Origin of the sequence: Agrobacterium sp. T29, assembly GCF_006970545.1 — a bacterium.
Classification (GTDB): Bacteria; Pseudomonadota; Alphaproteobacteria; order Rhizobiales; family Rhizobiaceae; genus Agrobacterium; species Agrobacterium leguminum.
On the sequence record NZ_CP040640.1, the window covers coordinates 1,072,797 to 1,094,875 of the forward strand.

A 22,079-nucleotide genomic window follows, 5' to 3' on the forward strand; every position below is an offset into this window, starting at 1 on the left:
CTGATGGAATACAACGCCTTTTTTCCGCCCCACGAGGGACTGCGATTGAAAGATATCGCAGACCGTTTTGGGGCGGAACTGTCTGATGACGCGGCGGGAGAGCGGATCATTCGGTCCGTTGCGCCGGTCTACCGGGCAAAACCCGATCAGCTCTGCTATATCCTTTCGCGCAAGAACCGCGATGAGCTGCAGACCTGCGACGCTGGCGCCGTCATTTGTGACGCCGCACTTGTAGACATGCTTCCGTCTCATACCCCTGCGCTGATATCGAAAAACCCGCATACGCTTTTTGCGCAGGTGGGTGCCTTGCTGCATCCTTCCGCCATGCGTCCGGGTCCGATCGCGCGAATGGAAGCTGAAATTTCCCATGCTGCGCATGTCGATCCATCCGCGAAGCTGGAGGCGGGCGTCATCGTCGAGTCGCTCGCCGTGATTGGAGCTGGCGCCCATATCGGCGCGGGCACTAGGATCGGTCCCGGCGTCATCATAGGGCAGGATGTGCAGATCGGGCGCGATTGCACCATTGCCGGCGGCGCAAGCGTTCTTGCGGCCCTCATCGGTAATAATGTGATTATCCATAACGGCGCGCGCATCGGTCAGGACGGTTTCGGTTATGCTCCCGGTCCGCGCGGCATGTTGAAGATCGTGCAGATCGGCCGGGTCATCATTCAGGACAATGTCGAGATTGGCGCCAACACCACGATCGATCGCGGCACCATGGATGACACGGTCATCGGCGAAGGCACCAAGATCGACAATCAGGTCCAGATCGGCCACAACGTCCGCATCGGCCGCCATTGCGGCATCGTCAGCAAGGTCGGCATTGCGGGCAGCACCCGCATCGGCGACGGTGTGATGATTGGCGGCGCGGCCGGCATCAATGGCCATATCAACATTGGCGACGGCGTACAGATCGCGGCGATGAGCGGTGTTGTGGCGGACGTGCCGGCAGGAGCCCGTTATGGCGGCACGCCCGCGCGTCCGATGAAATATTTCCTGCGCGACATGGCCGAAATTCTGGCGCGCGCTGAAGGGCGTGATAAAAAAACAGGAGAGAAAAACAATGACTGAAGAAACGAAGACGGCGCTCGGCGCGGCTGACATTCTGGAAGTCATGAAGCTTCTGCCGCATCGTTACCCATTCCTGCTGATCGACAAGATCATTGAGATCGACGGTAACAACTCGGCGATTGGCATCAAGAATGTGACGGTCAACGAACCGCATTTCACCGGTCATTTCCCGGACCGGCCGATCATGCCGGGCGTTCTTATCGTCGAGGCCATGGCCCAGACGGCGGGTGCGATCTGCGCTCGCAGCCAGGGTGAGGGCGGTCACCTGGTCTACTTCATGACAATCGACAATGCGCGTTTCCGCAAGCCCGTGATCCCCGGCGATCGTCTGGAAATCCATGTCGTCAAGCAGCGCCAGCGCGGCAATGTCTTCAAATTCCATTGCGAGGCGAAAGTGGACGGCGCGCTAGTGGCGGAGGCAGATGTCGGCGCCATGATGATCCCCGAGGATCAGCAATGAGCACGATTGCCGCCTCGGCCAGAATTCACCCGAGCGCCGTGATCGAAGACGGCGCGGTGATCGGTGAAAACGTCGTCATCGGTGCGTTGAGCTATGTCGGCGCGAAAGTCACGCTGCATGACGATGTCCAGCTGCACAATCACGCCGTTGTTTCCGGCCTGACCGTCATCGGCCGTGGTTCGGTTGTCCATCCCATGGCGGTCATCGGCGGGACGCCGCAGGCAATTCGCCACGACGGTTCGGAAACGACCCTCGAAATCGGTGAACGCTGCATCATGCGTGAAGGCGTGACGATGAACGCCGGCAGTTCCGATGGCAGCAGCAAGACCATTATCGGTGACGATAATCTCTTCCTCGCCAATTCGCATGTGGCGCATGATTGCCGCCTCGGCAGCCACATCGTGCTTTCCAACAATGTCATGCTGGCGGGTCATGTCACCATTGAGGACCGCGCTATTCTCGGCGGTGGCTGCGCCGTGCACCAGTTCACCCGCATCGGCCGCCAGGCCTTTATCGGCGGACTTTCGGCGGTCAATTACGATGTCATTCCCTATGGCATGCTGAATGGCAATCCCGGCATCCTCGGCGGCCTGAACGTCGTCGGCATGACCCGTGCCGGCATCGAGCGCGCCGATATCCATAAGGTCAGACGCGTCTACAAGGCGATTTTCGAGGCTGAGGGCACGATCCGCGGCAATGCGGCGGCCATCGACCGTAACGACTATCTGGATTGCCCGCAGGCGCTTGAAGTCATCGATTTCATCGGCGCGGATAGCGACCGCGCGATCTCTTCGCCCAACCGGGGCAAGTGAGCCGTGACAGGCGGCGGGCGTCTCGCCATTGTGGCCGGCAGCGGCCAGCTGCCGCTTTATGTGGCGGCGGCTGCCCGTGAGATGGGCGAGAACCCTTTCATCGTGCGCCTGCGCGATGATTCCCGTTTCGACTGGAGCGGTTTCGACAATGCCGTCATCAGTGTCGGCGATGTCGCCGGGCTTGGCCGTCTGCTGCGCGAAAACCGGGTAGACCGTGTCGTGCTATCCGGTGGTGTGGCGCGGCGGCCGGAATGGCGCGAAATCCGCCCCACAGTCGGTATCTTGCTCAAACTGCCGTCCATTGTCAGGACGTTGCTGTCGAGCGGCGACGACGCCGTTTTGCAGATGGTCATCAAGATCATCGGCACGCTCGGTGCAAAAGTCATCGGCGCTCACGAGATCGCCCCGGGCCTGCTGGCCGCTATAGGCCCTTTCGGTACGCAAAAACCTGCCGAGGATGATCTGCGCGATATACGCAAGGCGGCTGAGGCCGCGCTTGCACTCGGCAAGCTCGATGTTGGGCAGGGCGCCGTCGCCGTCGGTGGCCGTATCGTCGCGCTGGAAGGCGTCGAGGGCACGGATGCCATGCTGGCGCGCGTTGCGGCATTGCGCGCCGAAGGACGGATATCCCCGCGCCGCAGGGGGGTGCTCGTAAAGCTGTGCAAGCCGCAGCAGGATGTGCGCGCCGACCTGCCGACAATCGGTGTGGAAACGGTGGAGAATGCGCGAAAAGCCGGGCTGGCGGGTATCGCCGTCGAAGCCGGGCGGGCGCTGGTACTCGATCGCGAGGCGATGTTGAAAGCGGCCGATGAGGCGGGCATATTCGTCTGCGGCATCGATACATCACTTGGCGGAGACATGATCGGATGACGGCGGCATTAAAAGTGGCGGTCATAGCCGGGGAAGTATCCGGCGATCTTTTAGGCGCGGATCTGATCCGCTCGCTTAAGGCCCAATATACGGGGTCTGTCGAGCTGGTCGGGGTCGGCGGCGAGGCGCTGGAGGCGCAGGGACTGGTTTCCCTGTTCGACTATTCCGAACTCTCCATCATGGGCTTCACGCAGGTTCTGAAAAAACTGCCGAAGCTCATTGCGCGGATCAACCAGACCGCTCAGGCAATCGCCGCCGCAAAGCCCGATATTCTGCTGATTATCGACAGCCCGGATTTCACCCATCGCGTTGCGAAAAAAGTCCGGCAGCAATTGCCGCATCTGCCGGTCGTCAATTACGTCTGCCCCAGCGTCTGGGCGTGGAAGGAATATCGCGCCACCGCGATGCTCTCCTATGTCGATCACGTTCTCGCGCTGCTTCCTTTTGAGCCGGAGGCGATGCGGCGTCTCGGCGGCCCACCGACAACCTTTGTCGGCCATCGCCTCAGCGTCGATAAAGATGTGCTTTCCGTGCGGGCGAAGCGGGCGGAACGGTCGCTTCCTGCCCATGGCGAACCGAAAACCATTCTTCTCCTGCCGGGGTCGCGCTCCACTGAAACGACGCGGTTGATGGAGCCGTTTCAGGAGGCCGCAAAAGCTTTTGTGGAACGCAACGGCCCGACCCGATTTCTGCTTCCCACCGTACCGCGCCAGGAAAGCCGCATCCGCGAATTGGCGGCGGCATGGCCGCAGGACATCAGGCCCGAGATCGGCAGCGATTCTGCTTTCAAGTGGAGTGCCTTTGCTGAGGCTGATGCGGCGGTTGCAGCGTCTGGCACCGTCATTCTCGAACTGGCACTTGCCGGCGTACCGACGATCTCGGTTTACAAGACCGACTGGATTTTCACCATGCTGAGCAAGCGGGTGAAAACCTGGACCGGGGCGTTGCCGAACCTGATTGCCGACTATGCCGTCGTGCCGGAATATTTCAACGAGGTTGTGCGTGCGGGCTCGATGCTGCGTTGGGCCGAGCGGCTGTCATCCGACACCACCGAGCGGCGGGCAATGCTGGAGGGTTATGCTCTGGTGCAGGAACGTTTACGCACAGATGTGCCTCCGGGCGAAACCGGTGCGCGCATTCTTCTCGACGTCCTGAAAAACAAGGCTCGTCCTTCGGCATAATCATTTCAATCCTTTCTTCGGACGGGCCGCCGTCCTGCTGCCGATGCGGGCAGGCGAGGGGTCGATTTTACTGCATTTGATCGTTAGTGCGGCAAACGGCTGACCATCGAGTGGCTCCCGGCCCATAAATTTCCGTCTGGCACACCTCTTGCTTTCAATCTTGTATGCAAGATAGCCATACATCCGAAAGCGCCCAGAGCGCGGTAGAAGACGCCATCATCTCCGGCATTCTTTCCGCGCGCATCCGTCCGGGAACCCGCCTCAGCGAAAACCAACTCGCCAGCCTTTTCAGCGTGTCGCGCACGCGCATTCGCGAGGCGATGATGCGGCTGGAGACGCGCGGCATCGTCACCGTCAGCCCGCGCCGGGGCTGGTTCGTGGTGGAGCCTTCCGCCGAAGAATCCATCAAGGTCTATGAAGCACGGCGCATTATCGAATATGGGCTCTTGCGCAATCTTTCCGGCGTCAGCCCGGAAGGCATCGCCATCCTCGCCGATCATCTCGATGAGGAAAAGGCGGCGATTGCCAAAGGCGACCGCCAGCGCCTGACCTGCCTGATGGGCGACTTCCACATTCGCATCGCGGAAATCGCCGGCAACGACATCATCGTCGAAACGCTGCGCGACCTGACGGCGAGAACCATCCTCATCTCCATGCTCTATCAGTCCGATTTCCATGCGCAGCAGTCGCATGACGGACATTGCCGCATCTTCGAAGCGATCAAGGTTGCCGATTTCCATGGCGCCGCCGAACTCGCCATCCGCCATCTCGACGAAGTCGAAACCGGTCTCGATCTCACCCGCAGGCCGGATCCGCTCTACGAGCTTCGCAATTCCCTTTCACTTCAGCCTCTTTCCTCAAGCCCCAAGGAGTAATTCCCAATGTTTTCCAGACGTTCATTGCTTGCCATTGCCGCGATTTCCGCAACGCTCGGCTTTTCGCCCGCAGCCTTTGCCGATGCGCTCGGTGATATCACCTCCCGCGGCACGATCCGCGTTGCCGTCCCGCAGGATTTCCCGCCTTTCGGCAGCGTCGGCACGGATATGGCCCCGCAGGGCTATGATATCGACGTCGCCAATCTGATCGGCGAGAAGCTGGGCGTGAAGGTCGAACTCGTACCAGTGACCAGCGCCAACCGCGTTCCCTATCTCCAGACCAACAAGGTCGATCTCGTCATTTCGAGCCTCGGCAAAAACCCGGACCGTGAAAAGGTCATCGACTTCTCCACCGCCTATGCGCCTTTCTTCAACGGCGTGTTCGCTCCGGATTCTGTTGCCGTCACCAAGGCGGAAGATTTGTCCGGCAAGACCGTCGGTGTCACCCGTGGCGCTGTCGAGGATCTGGAGCTGACGAAGGTGGCGCCTGCCGATACGACCATCAAGCGCTACGAGGACAATAACGGCACGATCTCCGCCTTCCTCGCTGGCCAGGTGGAAGCCGTCGCCACGGGCAATGTCGTGGCCGCCGCCATTCTCGCCAAGAACCCGCCAAAGCGCCCCGAGCTGAAGTTCCTGATCAAGAATTCGCCCTGCTATATCGGCCTGAACAAGGAACAGCCGGCGTTGCTTGAAAAGGTCAACGCCATCATCGCCACCGCAAAGACCGATGGTTCGCTGAACACGATCGCGCAGAAATGGCTGAAAACCGACCTGCCCAAGGATCTCTGAGCAACCCGGCAAAATGCATGCGCCGGCCTCGCTTTGAGGCAGGACCGGCGCATGGTTTGTCCTCGCCGAAAGGAAGCATCGGGTGAAATACACATTCGATTTTGGATGGCTTCTCGACTATTATCCGCAGATTGCCAAAGGCATCGCCGTTACGCTGGAATTGATTGCCATCGGCGGCGTTCTCGGCATCGCCCTCGGCATCGTCTGCGCCTGGGTGCGTGCGCTCGGGCCCAAATGGCTGCGGCCGCCGGTCGCGACCTATGTGGAGCTCATTCGCAACACGCCATTCCTCATACAATTGTTTTTTATCTTTTTCGGCCTGCCGTCGCTTGGCCTGCAATTGTCGGAACTGACCGCCGCCAATATCGCCATGGTGGTCAATCTCGGGGCCTATAGCTGCGAAATCATCCGCGCCGGCATTCAGGCGACGCCGAAGGGGCAGTTTGAGGCGGGGGCAAGCCTTGCCATGACCCGCTTCGAAACCTTCCGGCATGTGGTTCTGGTGCCGTCCCTGCAACGCATCTGGCCCGCTCTTTCATCGCAGGTGGTGATCGTCATGCTCGGCTCGTCGGTCGTCTCGCAGATCGCCGCCGAGGATTTGACCTTCGCGGCCAATTTCATCCAGTCGCGCACCTTCCGCGCCTTCGAAGCCTATATGGTCTCCACCGTCATTTATCTCGTGCTGGCCATTCTTCTCCGGCAGGTGCTGGTGATGGGCGGCAACCTCATCTTTCCGCGCAGGAGTGTCCGATGATCGAATTCTCCACCTGGGATATTCTCAGAAACCTGCTGCTCGCCACGCGCTGGACGGTGCTGCTGTCGCTCGTCTCCTTTGCCGGCGGCGGCTTGGTGGCGCTGCTTCTGCTGTTCATGCGCATTTCCCGGAAAAAATCGATGCGGGCTTTCGCACGCTATTATGTCGAGCTTTTTCAGGGTACGCCGCTTTTGATGCAGCTCTTCATCGCCTTTTTCGGCCTCGGCCTGTTCGGCATCGATGTGCCGGCCTGGCTGGCGGCGGGCCTGACGCTGATCCTGTGGGCAGCGGCCTTCCTCACCGAAATCTGGCGCGGCTGCGTGGAATCCGTCGCCAAGGGCCAATGGGAGGCATCGGCGAGCCTTGCCATGGGACGCCTGCAGCAGATGCGCTATGTCATCCTGCCGCAGGCCATGCGGGTCGCCATTCCCCCGACCGTCGGTTTCTTCGTGCAGGTCATCAAGGGAACGGCCGTAACCTCGATCATCGGCTTCGTGGAACTGTCCAAGGCCGGCACGGTCGTCACCAACGCCACCTTCCAGCCCTTCACCGTTTATGGCCTCGTCGCCCTCATCTATTTCGCGCTGTGCTGGCCTTTGTCGAAGAGCAGCCAGATCCTCGAAAGGAAGCTCAATGTCGCTCATCGAAATCACTGAAGTCCGCAAAAGCTATGGCAGCAACGAGGTTCTGAAGGGCATCAACCTCGATGTGGAGCCGGGTGAGGTCATTGCCATCATCGGCAAGAGCGGATCGGGAAAATCGACCCTGCTTCGCTGCATCAACGGGCTGGAGACGATTTCGGCCGGTTCCATATCGGTCGCCGGCGCGCAGCTTCTCGAAGACGATCTGCATCTGAAAGCCCTGCGGCTGAAGGTCGGCATGATCTTCCAGCAGTTCAATCTCTTCCCGCACCAGACCGTTGGCGGCAACGTCATGCTGTCGCAGACCGTGGTGAAGAAGACGCCGAAACCGGAGGCGGAGGCCGTTGCCCGCAAGATGCTGGAACGGGTCGGGCTGGCGCATAAATTCGATGCCTATCCCGATGAATTGTCCGGCGGCCAGCAGCAGCGCGTCGCCATTGCCCGGGCGCTTGCCATGCAGCCCATCGCGCTGCTCTGCGATGAAATCACCTCGGCGCTCGATCCCGAACTGGTTGCGGAAGTGCTGGCCGTGGTGCGCGAACTCGCCGCCGAAGGCATGACGCTCCTGATGGTGACGCATGAAATGAAATTTGCGCGCGACGTCTGCTCCCGCGTCGTCTTCATGCATGAGGGCAGAGTGCATGAAATTGGCCCGCCGGAAGAGGTCTTCTCCAATCCCGCGACACCCGAACTCAAGCAGTTCCTGGGCGTTGCTGCACGCCACTGAGAACCATTCCGACGGCCAACAAAAAGGCCGGCGGGTGAAAACCTGCCGGCCTTTGATTTATGGGGTTTCGCGGCTTAGCGCTTGGAAACCGGAACGTAATCGCGCTTGCCGGCGCCCGTGTAGAGCTGGCGCGGACGGCCGATGCGCTGCTGCGGATCTTCGATCATTTCGTTCCACTGTGCGATCCAGCCGACGGTGCGGGCAAGAGCGAAGAGAACGGTGAACATGGTCGTGGGGAAGCCGAGCGCCTTCAGCGTGATGCCCGAATAGAAGTCGACATTCGGGTAAAGCTTCTTTTCGACGAAGTAGGGGTCGGAAAGGGCGATCTTTTCCAGTTCCAGCGCGACCTGCATGATCGGATCGTCCGAGTTGCCGGTGGCTTCCAGCACTTCGTACATCGTCTTCTGCATGATCTTGGCGCGCGGGTCGTAGTTCTTGTAGACGCGGTGGCCAAAGCCCATCAGGCGGAACGGGTCGTTCTTGTCCTTGGCGCGGGCGATATATTCCGGAATACGGTCAACCGTGCCGATTTCGTTGAGCATGTTGAGCGCCGCTTCGTTGGCGCCGCCATGAGCCGGGCCCCAGAGGCAGGCGATGCCAGCCGCGATACAGGCGAACGGGTTTGCACCCGAAGAACCGGCAAGGCGCACCGTGGAGGTGGAAGCGTTCTGCTCGTGATCGGCATGCAGGATGAAGATGCGGTCCATGGCGCGGGCCAGAACCGGATCGACCTTGTAATCCTCGCAGGGCACGGCAAAGCACATGTGCAGGAAGTTGGAGGCGTAATCGAGATCGTTCTTCGGGTAAACGAAGGGCTGGCCGATATGGTACTTATAGGCCATGGCGGCGATCGTCGGCATCTTGGCGATCATGCGCAGCGAAGCGACCATGCGCTGGTGCGGATCGGTAATGTCGGTCGAGTCGTGATAGAAGGCAGAGAGGGCGCCGACCGTGCCGCACATGACGGCCATCGGATGCGCATCGCGACGATAGCCGGTGAAGAAGCGGCTCATCTGCTCATGCACCATGGTGTGGCGCGTGACGCGGGTGTCGAAATCCTTCTTCTGAGCCGCGGTCGGCAGTTCGCCGTAAAGCAGCAGATAGCAGGTTTCCAGGAAGTCGCCCTGTTCGGCGAGCTGCTCGATGGGGAAGCCACGATGCAGCAGAACGCCCTCGTCACCGTCGATATAGGTGATCTTGGATTCGCAGGAGGCCGTCGACGTGAAACCCGGGTCATAAGTGAAAGAGCCCGTGTGCTTGTACAGCGTGGCGATATCGACGACGCTTGGTCCGATCGTGCCTTCCCTGACTGGGAGTTCGACCTGCTTTTCGCCAAGTGTCACTGTAGCGCTTTTTTCCGTCATACTGATCCTCCGAAAACATGCGGGTGGGGGCGTTGAGACACGCCCCGCGGTTAAGCGTCTACCGATTAGCTATATGATCCTTGCGCAGATGCCAAGCTATCCAAAGGTCAAATTGTGCATTGCGGCAAACGCAATTGCCTTGCTTTCGTCTTTCCCGGCGATGGCAATTCAATCTCAGTCAACGCTGGGTTAAAGGAAAGGATTGCAATCCCTCGCATCCGCCTGCAAACCTGTTCCCGGTGCGGCAGGGGCGCGGCGCGGATTGCTCGGTCAAGGGGAAAAACAGCATTTCAGATATGCCGAAACGATGCAGGGCGATTTGCCCGGCACGGCGGAAATCCTTTATCCGCTTCGCAGAACCGGCGATGTTGCGACATATGACATGCCCGCCCTTGTCGGCAAGCCGAACCTGCGAGCTGTCGCCTCTCAAAAAATCGCCGCATGCTTCGCCGAGGAGCGCGCATTCGGCCACGATTTTCTTTTCGTCCCGGTTTTCATCGGCTGCGGTGCGATCCTCTGGTTTTCCCTCAATACCTCGCCTTCATTCTCCGTTCTGGCGATTACATGTCTCATCGCCGCCGGTCTGGCGTTCTTCGCGAAATATCGCTCGGAATTCACAGCGACGGCCTGCGGCCTTTTCGCGCTGCTTTTGCTGGGCATGCTTTTCGCCGGGGTCGAAACATGGCGTGCGGGAACGGTGGTGCTGGATACGCCCGTCACCACCACCATTACCGGCACGGTGACCCGCCGGGAGGTGGATGCGCGCGGGGACTGGCGATATGTGGTGCAACTAACCGCAACGGAAGCGCCGGCATTGTCACGCCCGCCGGGCAAGGTCTCGCTCCTGTCACGCGGGGGAGGCGAGCCCGCCGCACTCGGCGCGACCATTCGTGGCAAGGCGCGACTTTCGCCGCCATCTGGCCCGGCCTTGCCGGGGCTCAACGATTTCGCCTTCGCCTCCTATTTCAGGGGCATAGGCGCGACCGGATTCTTCTATAAGCCGCCACAGACGGTAACTCCACCCGGCATCGACGCGAAGACGAACTGGCTGGAATGGGCCGACATGCGGCTCTATGGCCTTCGCACCGTCATTGCCGAACGCATTCGCAACACCATCGGCGGCGATGCCGGCGCCTTTGCCGCCTCCATCGTCACCGATGAGAGACAGGCCATATCCGCCGAAACGATGGAAGCGTTACGGCTCTCCGGCCTTGCCCATATCGTCGCCATATCCGGGCTCAACATGGCGCTGGCGTCGGGCATATTCTTCGTGGGGCTGAGGCTTGCCTTCAGCCTTTTTCCGGCATTTGCGCAGCGCTGGCCCGTGAAGAAGATTTCGGCTTTCGCCGCGCTCTTGATGACGCTTGCCTATTACCTGATTTCAGGTTTTGCCGTTTCCGCCGAACGCGCCTGGCTGATGATGTCGGTGATGCTGATCGCGGTGCTGTTCGATCAACCTTCGCTCAGCCTCAGGAATGTCGCGCTTTCCGCTTTGGTCATTCTCGCTTTTTCGCCCTCGGAAATCATGGGCCCGAGCTTTCAGATGTCTTTTGCCGCGACCATCGCGCTCGTCGCCTCCTATGCCGCCTGGAGCCGCTGGCGTATCGATCGCGAGCGTCTGTTCATCGGACGCAAACCGGCATGGATGACGGTGGCGCAAACGGCGGGCGCCATTATCGGCGGTGTCATCACGACGTCGCTGATCGGTGGTCTTTCGACGGCGATCTATTCGGTCGAGCATTTTCAGCGTGTCACCACCTATGGACTTTTCGCCAATCTGGCCGCCATGCCGCTGATGTCGCTGATCGTCATGCCTTTCGGCCTTGTCGCCATGCTGCTGATGCCTTTCGGGCTAGACGCACCATTTCTGAAGGTCATGGGATACGGCATGGCCCTCGTCATCGAGGTTGCGCAGGAGGTGGCGTCCTGGGGCGGAAGCGCTGCGACGGGCCGGCCTCACGGGTGGTTTCTGGGGCTTGCCTCGGCTGGTTTTCTGCTGCTGACATTGCTGCGCAGCCGGCTTGCGCTTCTGGGCATGCCGCTTCTATTCCTCGCCTTCGGCCTGTCGTCCGCCACGGCCTATCGCGATCCGCCCGATTTGCTTGTTCATGAGGATGGCGAGCTGGTGGCGCTGCTGGAGGACGGCAAAGCCTACACGACGAAGGCTCAGCCGCAGGGTTTCGTTTATGGCCAGTGGCAAAGGGCGCTGCTTTTGCCGGAACAGCCTGTGCCGCCGGTCTTTCTCAAGACCGAGGCCACGGCAAAAACCGTGGCGTTGACCTCGAAGGCGAAGCTTGAACCGCAAGAGATGAGTGCAGTTGCACGGCAGATGACAGCGGCCCTGAGAGACGCCGAGCCCGGTGTTTTCACCTGCAGCAAAGGCACATGGTGCGTTGCGCGCGCGGGAAGCGGCGAATGGATCATCGTTCTGGAAGATGGCCGCTTTGCTGGAAAGGCTTGCGATATTGCCGATATCGTTATCGTCTCCCGCAGAACGTCCTTCTCCCAATGCCGCTCGGGCGCACTTCTGCTGAACCGCGATATCCTGCGGCGGATCGGTTCGCTGGAAATGGACTTCGCCGGCAGCGATCAGGCAGGGGTAGTCGGCAGGCTGCGCGCCGCAATCGTCGGAATGGACAGGCCCTGGAGCGAACATCGCTATTACGACTGGAAAAGCGGCCGTTTCGATCGCGACGTGCCTGATGCCGTCATGCGGTTGCTGGCGGCATCGCAATAGAGCGCCGCCAGCATGGACCGTCAGGCCTTGATGCGCAGATCCGCGGTCAATTCGCCGATCCCGCTAATTTCCTCTTCATGCGCCGCATCGCGCCAGACTTCCTTAAGCCCGGCCTCGTACCATTCGCGCATGGCGGGAAGGGCGAGCAGCCGGTCGCAATAGGTTTTCGCCGCAGGGGAAAGTTCCGCGCCATAAGTCTGGAAACGAAATGCCACCGGGCAGAAGAAGGCATCGACCGCCGTGAATTTCTGGCCGGCAAGATAAGGTCCGCCGAATTTCGCGAGGCCTTCGCTCCACAGCATATCGATGCGCTTTATATCGGCCGCAAGCCCGGCATCGCCACCCTTCGGTTTTACGCGAATGCCGACCGACATGGGGTAGAGATTGCGCAGCGAGGAAAAGCCCGCATGCATTTCGCTCGCCGCCGACCGTGACCAGGCCCTTGCCTGCTTGTCGCTCGCCCAGACGCCCTGATGTCTTTCCGCCAGATATTCGGCGATCGACAGCGATTCCCAAACCGTCACGTCCTCATCGACAAGGCAGGGCACCTTGCCGGTCGGCGAGAAGGTGGAGAAGGAAACGCCTTCGCCGAAGGGAACGAGTTTTTCATCGAAGGCGATGCCGAGCGTGCGCATCAATACCCAGGGCCGCAGCGACCATGAGGAATAGTTCTTGTTGGCGATATAAAGATCGTACATGACGTGTTTCCCCGATATGACGCGCATTTCTATACCGACGGATGGGCCTTGGAATATTGCAAATAATCCATGGCTCCCATAAGCCGCGTTGATGAATGGGAAGTTGAGGGCAGGGAGAAAGAAAAAGGCAAACCCGCGTCACCGCCCGGAGACGAGAGCGAAACGTACCCTCTCTTTACTTCCGCAGAGCCACGTTGTTCCAGGAAACAAGCCAAGATGCCTCAAAGGGAGCGTCATCTTCTCGATGACGCCCATAGCGAAAAAAAGGCGGGCTGCCAATTAATGGTAGCGGCGGATCAGACCAACCAGCTTGCCCTGGATTTTCACCCGGTCCGGTCCGAAAATGCGGGTCTCATAGGCGGGATTGGCCGCTTCCAGAGCGATGGAGGCTCCCTTGCGGCGGAAACGCTTCAGGGTCGCTTCTTCATCATCCACCAGTGCTACGACGATATCGCCCGGATTGGCCGTATTGCCGTTGCGGATGATGACGGTATCGCCATCAAAAATGCCGGCCTCGATCATCGAGTCGCCCTTGACCTCAAGAGCGTAATGTTCGCCCGAACCGAGCATGTCCACCGGCACGGCCACATCATGGGTGTTGTTCTGGATGGCGGAAATCGGCACACCGGCGGCGATGCGGCCCATGACCGGCACGGTGACGGCGCCGCCGAGATCATTGGCCGGCGCCTTGGGGGCAGGGGCCGGCTCCGGCGTCTTCGGCTTGCCGAGACTGCCTTCGATGACGCTCGGCGAGAAGCCGCGCTGTGGCCTTGCACCCGGAGCATAGGCCTCAGGCAATTTGATAACTTCCAGCGCCCGCGCCCTGTTAGGTAGCCGGCGAATGAAGCCGCGCTCTTCGAGTGCGGTGATCAGCCGGTGGATGCCGGATTTGGAAGCGAGATCGAGTGCGTCCTTCATTTCATCGAAGGAGGGCGGCACGCCGGACTCTTTCATTCTTTCATGAATGAAGAGAAGCAATTCCTGCTGTTTGCGCGTGAGCATGAGGAAAACACCCTTGAGAATCGTCGTTGAAGTCGCGAAACAAATACAGAACGAACACTATATGTTCCATATGTGTTCCGCAATCCCCTAAAATTTCGTGAAGGGTGCATCGCAGATCGTGATTTGATCGTCGAAACCATGAACAAAGCAGATTGAACGATGTAAGCCGCATCTTGAATACCAGAAACCACCGACCGGGTAGACCCGGCCGGTGGTTTCCGGCTGCCGTTTGCTACAGCTCTTATGTCAGTAGATCGTGAGCGCAGGAATGAAGCTGACCGCGATGAGAAGCAGCATCGCCATGGTGAAGAATGGCCACAATTCCCTCGTCGTCGCGCCGAGCGGCGCTCTGGCGATGGAGGACGAGATGAAGAGCGTGGTGCCGATCGGTGGCGTATAGAGCCCGATACCGAGATTGATGACCATCATCATGCCGAGCTGCACCCGGTCGAGCCCGATCATATCCGCAAGCGGCACGAAGATCGGTCCGAGCAGCAGGATCGATGGCGGCAGATCGAGCGGCATGCCGATGATCAGCATCAGGATGTTCATCATGAGAATGATCAGGATCGGGTTGGAGATATTCTCGGCCACCCAGGTGGCGAAATGCTGGGGCGCCTGATCGAAGGTGAGCACCCAGCCCACCGCCGCACTGCCCATGATGACCAGCATGACGACGCCGGTTGCGGAGCCAGCCTCGACGAAATTGTCGCAGAAACGCTTCCACGTCAGATCGCGATAAAAGAAGATGCTGAGCACGAGCGAATAGACGACGGAAAGAACGGCCACTTCGGTCGGCGTTGCAAAGCCGAAGCGCAGGCCGAGGATGATGAGGATCGGCAGGAGGATCGCCGGCAGGCTGCGGAATGCAAGTAGTGCCAGATCGCGCTTGCGGATGCGTTCGTCACGCACCGCATAGCCACGCCGCACGGCAATGGCCCAGCAGACGAAGATGAAACCAACGGCCATGAGCAGGCCCGGCAAAATGCCGGCGATGAACAGATTGGCGATGCTGACGCCGCTGACCAGCGAATAGAGGATCATCGGGATCGACGGCGGAATGAGCACGTCGATGACGGCCGAGGTGGCATTGTTGGCCGCACAGAGGGGAGCGGGGTAGCCCTGGCGCTTCTGCCATGGAATGAGCACCGAGCCGAGCGCACTCGCATTGGCGACCGCCGAGCCGGAAACGCCGCCGAACACGACCGACGAAATGACGGTGGTGGAAAGCGGGCCGCCGCGCCAGCGCTGCATGGCCTTGGAGGCGAGTTCGAGAAGCTGGGTGCCGAGTTTGCCGCCGAGCATCAGCGTTCCCGCGAGCATGAAGAACGGCAGCGCCAGCATCGGGAAAGACTGCGTCTGGTCGTAAACCTGCTGCGCCACGATCGAAAGCGGCACATAACCGTTCCACAGTACGGCGACGCCGGCAGAGATGATCAGCGCATAGCCGACCGGAACCGCAATCATCATGAGAATACAAAATGCAATGATCATCACGATGGTCATAGCGGCATCTCCTCGGTTGCACCGTGCGGGCGGGCATGCCAGCCGCCGGAGAGAATGCGCAGGCTTGCTGTTGCGGTGGTGACCGAGACCAGTGCTGCGCCGAAGGCGATGGAATAATATCCGATGCTGTTGGGCAGCTGCAGCACAGGGCTGATTTCCGCGCCGGCGATCTCGGCGACGACAAGCGCCTGCTGCGCGAGAATGACGAAGCTTGCGACCGTCACGAGATTGGCGAACAGCAGAACCGCCACCTTGCCGCGTTCGTCGAACTTGTCATAGATCCATTCAACCGCCATATGCGCGCCGCTCTGCGCGGCAAGGGTAATGCCGGCGACGATGAACCATGGAAACAGCATGGTCGGCAATTCTTCCGCAAAGTCCAGCCCGCCGGATGTCGATAGATAGCGGACGATGACGTTTGCGGTCATAATGACCGTGAGCAGAATGCCGGTTGCCACGATGATGATGCGGCAGAGGATGGCGATGAAACTGTCAACGCGATTGGCGGCGGACAAGGCTCCTTCGAGCATTGGCGCATCTCCTGAAAACTGAAACCGTATGAATGTCGGCGTGAGCGAGGCTCCCGCCGATCCTGTCGGTGGACATGAAGGTGAGGCCGGGCGGCATGAACCGGCCCGGCATCCTGATCGTCAGCCCTTGGCGGCCTTTTCCAGCTCGGCGACGAAATCGCCGAAGGGCTTCTGCTTCCATGTCTCCAGCACCTGCGCGGTCGCTTTCGCGAAAGCGGCGTGGTCGATGTCTTCCACCACCTCGATGGCGGCATTGGCCTTGAAGGCGGCCAGAGACGCGCTTGCCTTTTCCGCCGAGAGTTTGCGCTGAAGCGCTCCGGCCTCCTTCGCAGCCGCCTTGACCGCCTCGAAATCCTTGCCCAGCCGCCCCTCGGCGAATTTGGACATCAGGAACGGGGTGGATTCCCATTTATGGGCGGTGAGGCTGATATGTTTGTTGACCTCGTAAAGCTTGGAGCTTTCGATATTCACCAGCGGATTTTCCTGCCCGTCGACGACGCCCTGCTGAAGCGCGATGTAGAGTTCGCCGAAGGCAATCTGAACCGTCGCCGCATCCAGCGCCTTGAAAATATCCATGGTCATCGGGTCGGCGGGGGTACGGATTTTCAGGCCCGCGACGTCCTGCGGCTTGGTGATGGCGTGTTTGGAATTGGAGACATGGCGGATGCCGTTGTCCCACCAGTCGAGCGGCACGATGCCGACCTTCTGGAAACGCGCATCGAGCGATGCGCCGACATCGCCTTCGAGCACCTTGATCGCCTGATCGGCATTGCTGAACAGGAAGGGCAGGCCGAGCGCCGCAAGTTCAGGAACAACGCTCGAAACCGGACCCTGGCTGTTGGCAGTGAAATCCAGCGCCCCGGTGCGCAGGCTGGTCAGCATGGCGGCGTCGCTGCCAAGCGTTTCCGAACCGGCGACATTGATCGCCACGCGGCCTTCGGTTTTCTGGGCAACGAGTTCCGCGAATTTCGCGGCCGCGAGCGTGCGTGGATTGCCCGGCGCAGCCCCATGGCCGAGCGTCAGCGTCGTGGCAGCCCGGGCGTTGCGGGCTGTCGTCAGAATGGTCGGCGCAGCCAGTGCCAGTCCGGTACCGGTCAGGAACATACGCCTGTTGATGGAAATACTCATTTTTCTCCTCCCTGGATTTAAACACCCTCGGCGTTGTCCGATCACGCGGATAACGCGCTCCACTCACTTGAAACCGCCGGCTCCCTCCGGCTGATTCCGCACCATGTTTCAGCTTCAGCCTTTAGACCGAACCGCGCGGTACTTCAAAACTTTCATTCTCCAGCCACGCCCTTGCGCGCGCCACGATCATCGCCGTCGAGATGCCGTAGCGGTCATGCAGGGTGGGCAACGCACCCGCATCCAGAAAAGCATCGGGCAGGGCGATCTGCCGCAGGCGCGGCGCCCGGCCGCTTTTCATCAGCGCCATTGCCACGGCCTCGCCAAGCCCGCCGATTTCGCTGTGGTTTTCCGCCACGATGACCAGACGATCCGCCCGGTCCACTTCCGCGAAGATCGAGGCGGTATCGAGCGGCTTGATGGTGGGGGAATGCAGCACGGCACAGCCGACGCCCTCCTTTTCAAGCAGGGCAGCCGCTTCGAGAACCCGCATCGTCAATATGCCGGACGATATGAAAAGGACCTGCGCACCATCGCGGATAAGCTTCGCCTTGCCGAGTTCGAAGCGATAGCCATATTCTTCCAGCACCACCGGCACCTGGCCACGCAGCAGGCGCATATAAACGGGGCCGTTATAATCCGTAATCGCCGGTACTGCGCCTTCTATGTCAGTGGCGTCGCACGGGTCGATGATCGTCATGTTCGGCAGCGCGCGAAAAATCGCCAAATCGTCGGTTGCCTGATGGCTGGGGCCGTAACCCGTCGTCAGGCCGGGCAGGGCGCAGACGATCTTCACCGGCAGGTTTTCCTCGGCAATCGCCATGGCGATGAAATCATAGGCGCGGCGGGCGGCGAAGACCGCATAGGTGGTGGCGAAGGGCACGAAACCTTCGCGCGACAGACCGGCCGCAGTGCTCATCAAAAGCTGCTCGGCCATGCCCATCTGATAAAAGCGCTCGGGAAAGGCTTTGGCGAAAATATGCAGGTCGGTATATTTGCCGAGATCGGCGGTGAGGCCGACAATATTCTCGCGTTCCTTCGCCAGCTGAACAAGAGCGTGACCGAAGGGCGCAGGCCGTGTCGGCTGGCCTTCGGCGGCGATGGAGGCGATCATCGCCGATGTGGTGAGGCGCTTCTGCGGAGCTGCTGCACTCATTGCGGCCGTCCTTCTTCAAGCGCGTCGAGCGCCAGCTTCCATTCATGTGCTTCCACGCGAATGAAATGGGTGATTTCGCGGTTTTCGAGAAAGGGCACGCCGCGGCCCATCCGGGTATCGAAAATGATGGCGCGCGGCCTGTCATCGGTGAGTGACATGGCGATATCGAAGGCCTCTCGAACCTTGTCGATATCGTTGCCGTCCACGCGCTGCACATGCCAGCCGAAGGCCGCGAATTTGGCGTCCACAGGTTCAGAGGACAGCATCTCGCGGGAAGGGCCGTCCGCCTGCTGATTGTTGAAATCCACGAGATTGATGAGATTGCCGAGCCTGTGATGGGATGCGCCCATGGCGGCTTCCCAGGTGGAACCTTCGCCCAATTCGCCATCCGACATCAGGTTGATGATGAACCGGTCGGAATTCTTGCGCTTGAGGCCGAGAGCCATGCCCACCGCAATGCCGAGCCCATGGCCGAGCGATCCGCCGGTGATTTCCATGCCCGGCGTATAGGAGGCCATGCCGGACATGGGCAGGCGCGAGCCGTCGCAGCCATAGGTCTCCAGCTCATCTTCCGGAATGATGCCCGCCTCGATGAGCGCTGCGTAAAGCGCAATCGCATAATGGCCGATGGAGAGCAGAAACCGGTCGCGGCCTTCCCAATGCGGATCGTCCGCCCGGTAACGCATGGTGTGAAACCAGGCCACCGCCAGAACATCGGCAATGCCGAGCGCCTGACCGACATAACCCTGTCCCTGCACCTCACCCATCAAAAGGGCGTTGCGCCGGATGCGCCAGGCACGTTCCGCCAGCGATACATTCGCCAGCGCCGCTTCCTTCGTTGCATCTGCGTGCCGATATCCCTGAGCCATGGTTTCCTCCTCCCGGTCAGAAAAATCGAAGCCGGTTTCCCGGCTTCGACAGGTGGTTTTCAGTGAATGAGCATTCCGCCATTCACGTCGACAACCGCACCGGTGACGTAGGAGGAGAGGTCCGAGGCGAGGAAGAGATAGATATTGGCGACATCGATGGCGTCGCCGAGACGGTTGAGCGGAATGCCCTTGAGAATGTCGCGGCGCATGTCGTCGGTCAGCTTGCCGCCTGTAATGTCGGTCTGGATCAGGCCGGGAGTGACGGAGTTGACGCGAATGCCGTCGGGACCGAATTCACGCGCCATGGCCTTTGCGAGACCGAGAACGCCCGCCTTGGCCGCCGAATAATGCGGCCCGCCGAAAATGCCGCCGCCACGCTGTGCGGAGACCGACGACATGCAGGCAATCGAGCCGCCGCCATTGTCGCGCATATTGGGAATGAAGGCCTGGCTAAAATTCAGCACACCGGTCATGTTGACATCGACGATGCGCTGCCAGTCCGCGCCGGTAATGTCGAGCGTCTTCACCGGCTGGGTAATGCCGGCATTATTGATGAGGATATCGATTTTGCCGAAAGCGGCGATGACTTTTTGCGCGGCCGCCTCGCAGGAGGCACGATCCGCCACATTGCCGCCGACGCCGACATGCTCGCCGCCATCCACTTTTTCAAGCGAGGCCGCGGCTTCGATGCTGCCGGCTTCATCGAGATCCACGATGGCGACGCGGGCGCCGTGGCGGGCGAAAAGTTCCGCCGTGGCGCGGCCGATGCCGCGTTTGCTGGCGGCGCCTGAAATAACCGCAGTCTTTCCATTCAACAACATAAGCAATCCTCCCAAGCCGGGCGGGCCGGCTCCATACGCTTGACGGCGGTGCTCCCGACCTGCCGCCGCATTCCATCCTGCGACGAATGCAGCCTCGATATTGCAGATGGGCAGAGGGCGCTTCAAACGCGAAGTTTACATCATCTCATGAATCTGCTTCAGTAATCGAATGTTGAACGGCATTTCACTCACCTCCATCCGCGCCTTCGAATCCGCCGCCCGGCTCGGCTCATTCCGCGCCGCTGCCGATGAACTCAACCTGTCGGCGAGCGCCGTCAGCCATGCGATCGTCAAGCTCGAAAGGGTGCTCGGTACGCCGCTTTTCGAGCGCACCACGCGAACCGTGCGCCTGACGGCGGCGGGGCAGACGCTTCTGACACATGCATCGAACGCCTTCGAGGAGTTGCGGCAGGGCATCGAGGTGGTGTCCTCCAACCGCTCCCATCTTCTGCGCCTGCATTGCGCGCCGAGCTATGCGGCGCAGGTATTGTCTCCGCGCCTGCCGCAATTCTTGAACGCCAATCCGGGGATCGAGGTGCGGCTGGCGGCCAGCACCGCCTATGTGCGTTTCGTCGATGGTGAATTCGATGCCGATATCATCTACGGCGAACCGCAGGGAGACGATCTCATCATCATTCCGCTGGGCAGCGAGCGTGTCACGCCGCTGTGCTCGCCGGCGCTCGCGGACGAGATCAGGACATCCCGGGATTTGAACCGGCAATTGCTTATTCGAAGCGACAACAAACGTCTGCAATGGCCGGACTGGTTCGAGGCCAATGGGCTGGGCAAGCCGCCCATTCAGGCCATGAGTTTCGACCGCAGTTTCCTGGCGATCGATGCCGCCGCCAATGGCGTCGGCGTGGCGCTGGAATCGACACGGCTTGCCCATCGCGAGATAAAATCCGGGCGGCTGGTCGCACCCCTGAGCGGCGCGACGCAGGACCTTCACTATGTCGGCCATTATCTCGCTTATCCCAAGTCCGGCAGCCAGCGCAGGCTGGCAAGACGGTTTGCTGACTGGCTGATCGAAGATCTTCAGGATCCCGCATTTGAATAGGAATGCGGCTGTTACGTGAATTGAATTCACTGGCGCGTTAATTTTTTCCGCTTGCTCACGAGCGGACCTCTCCGTCATTTTCCGGTCGGAATAATGAGGTTGCAGCGTGATTGGCATCGTCCCTTCGGCTGCGGCTCAAGGGGAGGATTGCATGAAAGATCGCATCATATCGGCGTCCGGCGCGCCATATGACGGCTATGGGCGCGAGGAGATGCTGGAGAGCATCGCCAGGATCGGTTTTCGCCATGTGGAGCCAGCCTTTATCGTCGGTTACACCGAACCATTCGATGAAAGCGCGTTCCTGCCGGCTGAAATGGCGTCATGGCGCCGCTCGCTTGATGATGCCGGGCTCGGTTGCCATGCCATGTCGTCGCATATCGATCTTGGACTGGACGATTCCGTTGAAATTTTTACCGGTAGAATGGCTTTTGCGGCGGGAATCGGCGCGAGGGTAATCGCCACCAATGCCTCGGCCCGGCAGCGCGAAGACCGGTTCCTGCGCAATATCGAGGTGCTTCTGCGCCGTGCCGAAGCCTTCGGCATCGTGATCGGGCTGGAAAATCCCGGCGATGGCAGCGACAACCTTTTCAACATCGCGCAGGAGGGCGTCGCGCTCACGCGGCGTTTCGGCTCCCCATGGCTTGGGCTGAATTATGACGCGGCCAATACCGCGTCCCACCGTCCGCACCTCAAGAATTTTGCCGATGACGCGGTGGCGGCGCTGCCCGCCTCGGTTCACGCACATATCAAGGATGTGAAGCACGCGCCGGAAGGCTGGTTTTTCGTGCCGGTGGGCGAGGGCGATATCGATTGCGGCAAGCTGCTCGGTGAGATTGCCAAAAAGCCGGAGATGCCGATCAGCATCGAGTTTCCAGCGCGCCTTCACCGTCGCGCGGATGCCCAGCCGGTAAGGCGTATCAGCCCCGCATCGCTTCGGGAAATAGAGCAGGCGCTGACGGTTTCGCTTGACGCGGTCAAAAGAGGATTGGCCGGGGGCGGAGCCGCAAGCTCGGCCGCTGTCGCCTGAGAGG

22 protein-coding genes are annotated in these 22,079 nt (G+C 60.4%); 13 read left to right on the plus strand and 9 right to left on the minus strand.

Annotated features, from left to right (window positions below; all coding sequences use genetic code 11):
- Positions 1–3: 3 nt before the first annotated feature.
- From lpxD to FGF54_RS05550, 10 genes are all read left to right on the plus strand, one after another.
- Positions 4–1,071 carry a UDP-3-O-(3-hydroxymyristoyl)glucosamine N-acyltransferase gene (gene lpxD, locus FGF54_RS05505; RefSeq protein ID WP_003521402.1) on the plus strand — a complete coding sequence of 356 codons (1,068 nt, stop codon included), beginning with the start codon at positions 4–6 and terminating at the stop codon, positions 1,069–1,071.
- On the plus strand, positions 1,064–1,531 hold the full coding sequence (gene fabZ, locus FGF54_RS05510) for a 3-hydroxyacyl-ACP dehydratase FabZ (RefSeq protein ID WP_003521400.1): 468 nt from the start codon (positions 1,064–1,066) through the stop codon (positions 1,529–1,531). Before lpxD ends, fabZ begins: the two co-directional genes overlap by 8 nt.
- Complete coding sequence (lpxA, locus tag FGF54_RS05515) at positions 1,528–2,343, plus strand: acyl-ACP--UDP-N-acetylglucosamine O-acyltransferase (RefSeq protein WP_003521399.1); 816 nt, start codon at positions 1,528–1,530, stop codon at positions 2,341–2,343. The genes fabZ and lpxA overlap by 4 nt, the downstream gene beginning before the upstream one ends.
- 3 nt (positions 2,344–2,346) lie before the next feature.
- Entirely contained in the window at positions 2,347–3,213 is an 867-nt protein-coding gene (locus FGF54_RS05520; RefSeq protein WP_168208017.1) for an LpxI family protein, read from the plus strand.
- Positions 3,210–4,394 carry a lipid-A-disaccharide synthase gene (gene lpxB, locus FGF54_RS05525; protein ID WP_142779118.1) on the plus strand — a complete coding sequence of 395 codons (1,185 nt, stop codon included), beginning with the start codon at positions 3,210–3,212 and terminating at the stop codon, positions 4,392–4,394. Before FGF54_RS05520 ends, lpxB begins: the two co-directional genes overlap by 4 nt.
- 164 nt (positions 4,395–4,558) lie before the next feature.
- Entirely contained in the window at positions 4,559–5,269 is a 711-nt protein-coding gene (locus FGF54_RS05530; RefSeq protein ID WP_142779119.1) for a GntR family transcriptional regulator, read from the plus strand.
- Positions 5,270–5,275: 6 nt separating this feature from the next.
- Positions 5,276–6,061, plus strand: a complete 786-nt coding sequence (locus FGF54_RS05535; protein WP_142779120.1) for a transporter substrate-binding domain-containing protein — start codon at positions 5,276–5,278, stop codon at positions 6,059–6,061.
- An 82-nt stretch (positions 6,062–6,143) separates the two neighbouring features.
- On the plus strand, positions 6,144–6,815 hold the full coding sequence (locus FGF54_RS05540) for an amino acid ABC transporter permease (protein ID WP_035261720.1): 672 nt from the start codon (positions 6,144–6,146) through the stop codon (positions 6,813–6,815).
- A complete protein-coding gene (locus tag FGF54_RS05545) occupies positions 6,812–7,471 on the plus strand; it encodes an amino acid ABC transporter permease (RefSeq protein ID WP_003521390.1) in 660 nt (219 codons plus the stop codon). The genes FGF54_RS05540 and FGF54_RS05545 overlap by 4 nt, the downstream gene beginning before the upstream one ends.
- Entirely contained in the window at positions 7,449–8,183 is a 735-nt protein-coding gene (locus FGF54_RS05550; protein WP_035217484.1) for an amino acid ABC transporter ATP-binding protein, read from the plus strand. The genes FGF54_RS05545 and FGF54_RS05550 overlap by 23 nt, the downstream gene beginning before the upstream one ends.
- Positions 8,184–8,257: 74 nt before the next feature.
- On the opposite strand, the gene gltA is transcribed toward FGF54_RS05550, so the two are convergent.
- Entirely contained in the window at positions 8,258–9,547 is a 1,290-nt protein-coding gene (gltA, locus tag FGF54_RS05555; RefSeq protein WP_003502585.1) for a citrate synthase, read from the minus strand.
- 307 nt (positions 9,548–9,854) lie between these two features.
- Here gltA and FGF54_RS05560 point away from each other — a divergent pair, with 307 nt between their 5' ends.
- A complete protein-coding gene (locus tag FGF54_RS05560; RefSeq protein WP_142780147.1) occupies positions 9,855–12,284 on the plus strand; it encodes a ComEC/Rec2 family competence protein in 2,430 nt (809 codons plus the stop codon).
- A gap of 20 nt (positions 12,285–12,304) precedes the next feature.
- Here the strand turns inward: FGF54_RS05560 and FGF54_RS05565 are convergent, their stop codons facing one another.
- The 8 genes from FGF54_RS05565 to FGF54_RS05600 all read right to left on the minus strand — a co-directional run bounded on the left by FGF54_RS05565 (position 12,305) and on the right by FGF54_RS05600 (position 19,991).
- Positions 12,305–12,982: a glutathione S-transferase family protein gene (locus FGF54_RS05565; protein ID WP_142779121.1), complete on the minus strand. Its 678-nt coding sequence runs from the start codon at positions 12,980–12,982 to the stop codon at positions 12,305–12,307.
- A 279-nt stretch (positions 12,983–13,261) separates the two neighbouring features.
- A complete protein-coding gene (gene lexA, locus FGF54_RS05570) occupies positions 13,262–13,984 on the minus strand; it encodes a transcriptional repressor LexA (RefSeq protein ID WP_035261730.1) in 723 nt (240 codons plus the stop codon).
- Positions 13,985–14,230: 246 nt separating this feature from the next.
- On the minus strand, positions 14,231–15,490 hold the full coding sequence (locus tag FGF54_RS05575) for a TRAP transporter large permease subunit (protein ID WP_059752818.1): 1,260 nt from the start codon (positions 15,488–15,490) through the stop codon (positions 14,231–14,233).
- Entirely contained in the window at positions 15,487–16,020 is a 534-nt protein-coding gene (locus FGF54_RS05580) for a TRAP transporter small permease (protein WP_035261735.1), read from the minus strand. The genes FGF54_RS05575 and FGF54_RS05580 overlap by 4 nt, the downstream gene beginning before the upstream one ends.
- A gap of 120 nt (positions 16,021–16,140) precedes the next feature.
- Positions 16,141–17,148: a TRAP transporter substrate-binding protein gene (locus FGF54_RS05585; RefSeq protein ID WP_142779122.1), complete on the minus strand. Its 1,008-nt coding sequence runs from the start codon at positions 17,146–17,148 to the stop codon at positions 16,141–16,143.
- 121 nt (positions 17,149–17,269) lie between these two features.
- Positions 17,270–18,301: a transketolase family protein gene (locus FGF54_RS05590; protein WP_142779123.1), complete on the minus strand. Its 1,032-nt coding sequence runs from the start codon at positions 18,299–18,301 to the stop codon at positions 17,270–17,272.
- Positions 18,298–19,170: a transketolase gene (locus tag FGF54_RS05595; protein ID WP_142779124.1), complete on the minus strand. Its 873-nt coding sequence runs from the start codon at positions 19,168–19,170 to the stop codon at positions 18,298–18,300. The genes FGF54_RS05590 and FGF54_RS05595 overlap by 4 nt, the downstream gene beginning before the upstream one ends.
- Before the next feature lie 59 nt (positions 19,171–19,229).
- The gene (locus tag FGF54_RS05600; protein ID WP_142779125.1) at positions 19,230–19,991 is read right to left on the minus strand and encodes an SDR family NAD(P)-dependent oxidoreductase; all 762 of its coding nucleotides are present in this window, start codon (positions 19,989–19,991) and stop codon (positions 19,230–19,232) included.
- 169 nt (positions 19,992–20,160) lie between these two features.
- Here FGF54_RS05600 and FGF54_RS05605 point away from each other — a divergent pair, with 169 nt between their 5' ends.
- Together FGF54_RS05605 and FGF54_RS05610 are read left to right on the plus strand one after the other, a co-directional pair.
- Positions 20,161–21,048, plus strand: a complete 888-nt coding sequence (locus FGF54_RS05605) for a LysR substrate-binding domain-containing protein (protein WP_142779126.1) — start codon at positions 20,161–20,163, stop codon at positions 21,046–21,048.
- A gap of 151 nt (positions 21,049–21,199) precedes the next feature.
- The gene (locus FGF54_RS05610; protein WP_142779127.1) at positions 21,200–22,075 is read left to right on the plus strand and encodes a sugar phosphate isomerase/epimerase; all 876 of its coding nucleotides are present in this window, start codon (positions 21,200–21,202) and stop codon (positions 22,073–22,075) included.
- The last annotated feature ends 4 nt before the right edge of the window (positions 22,076–22,079 follow it).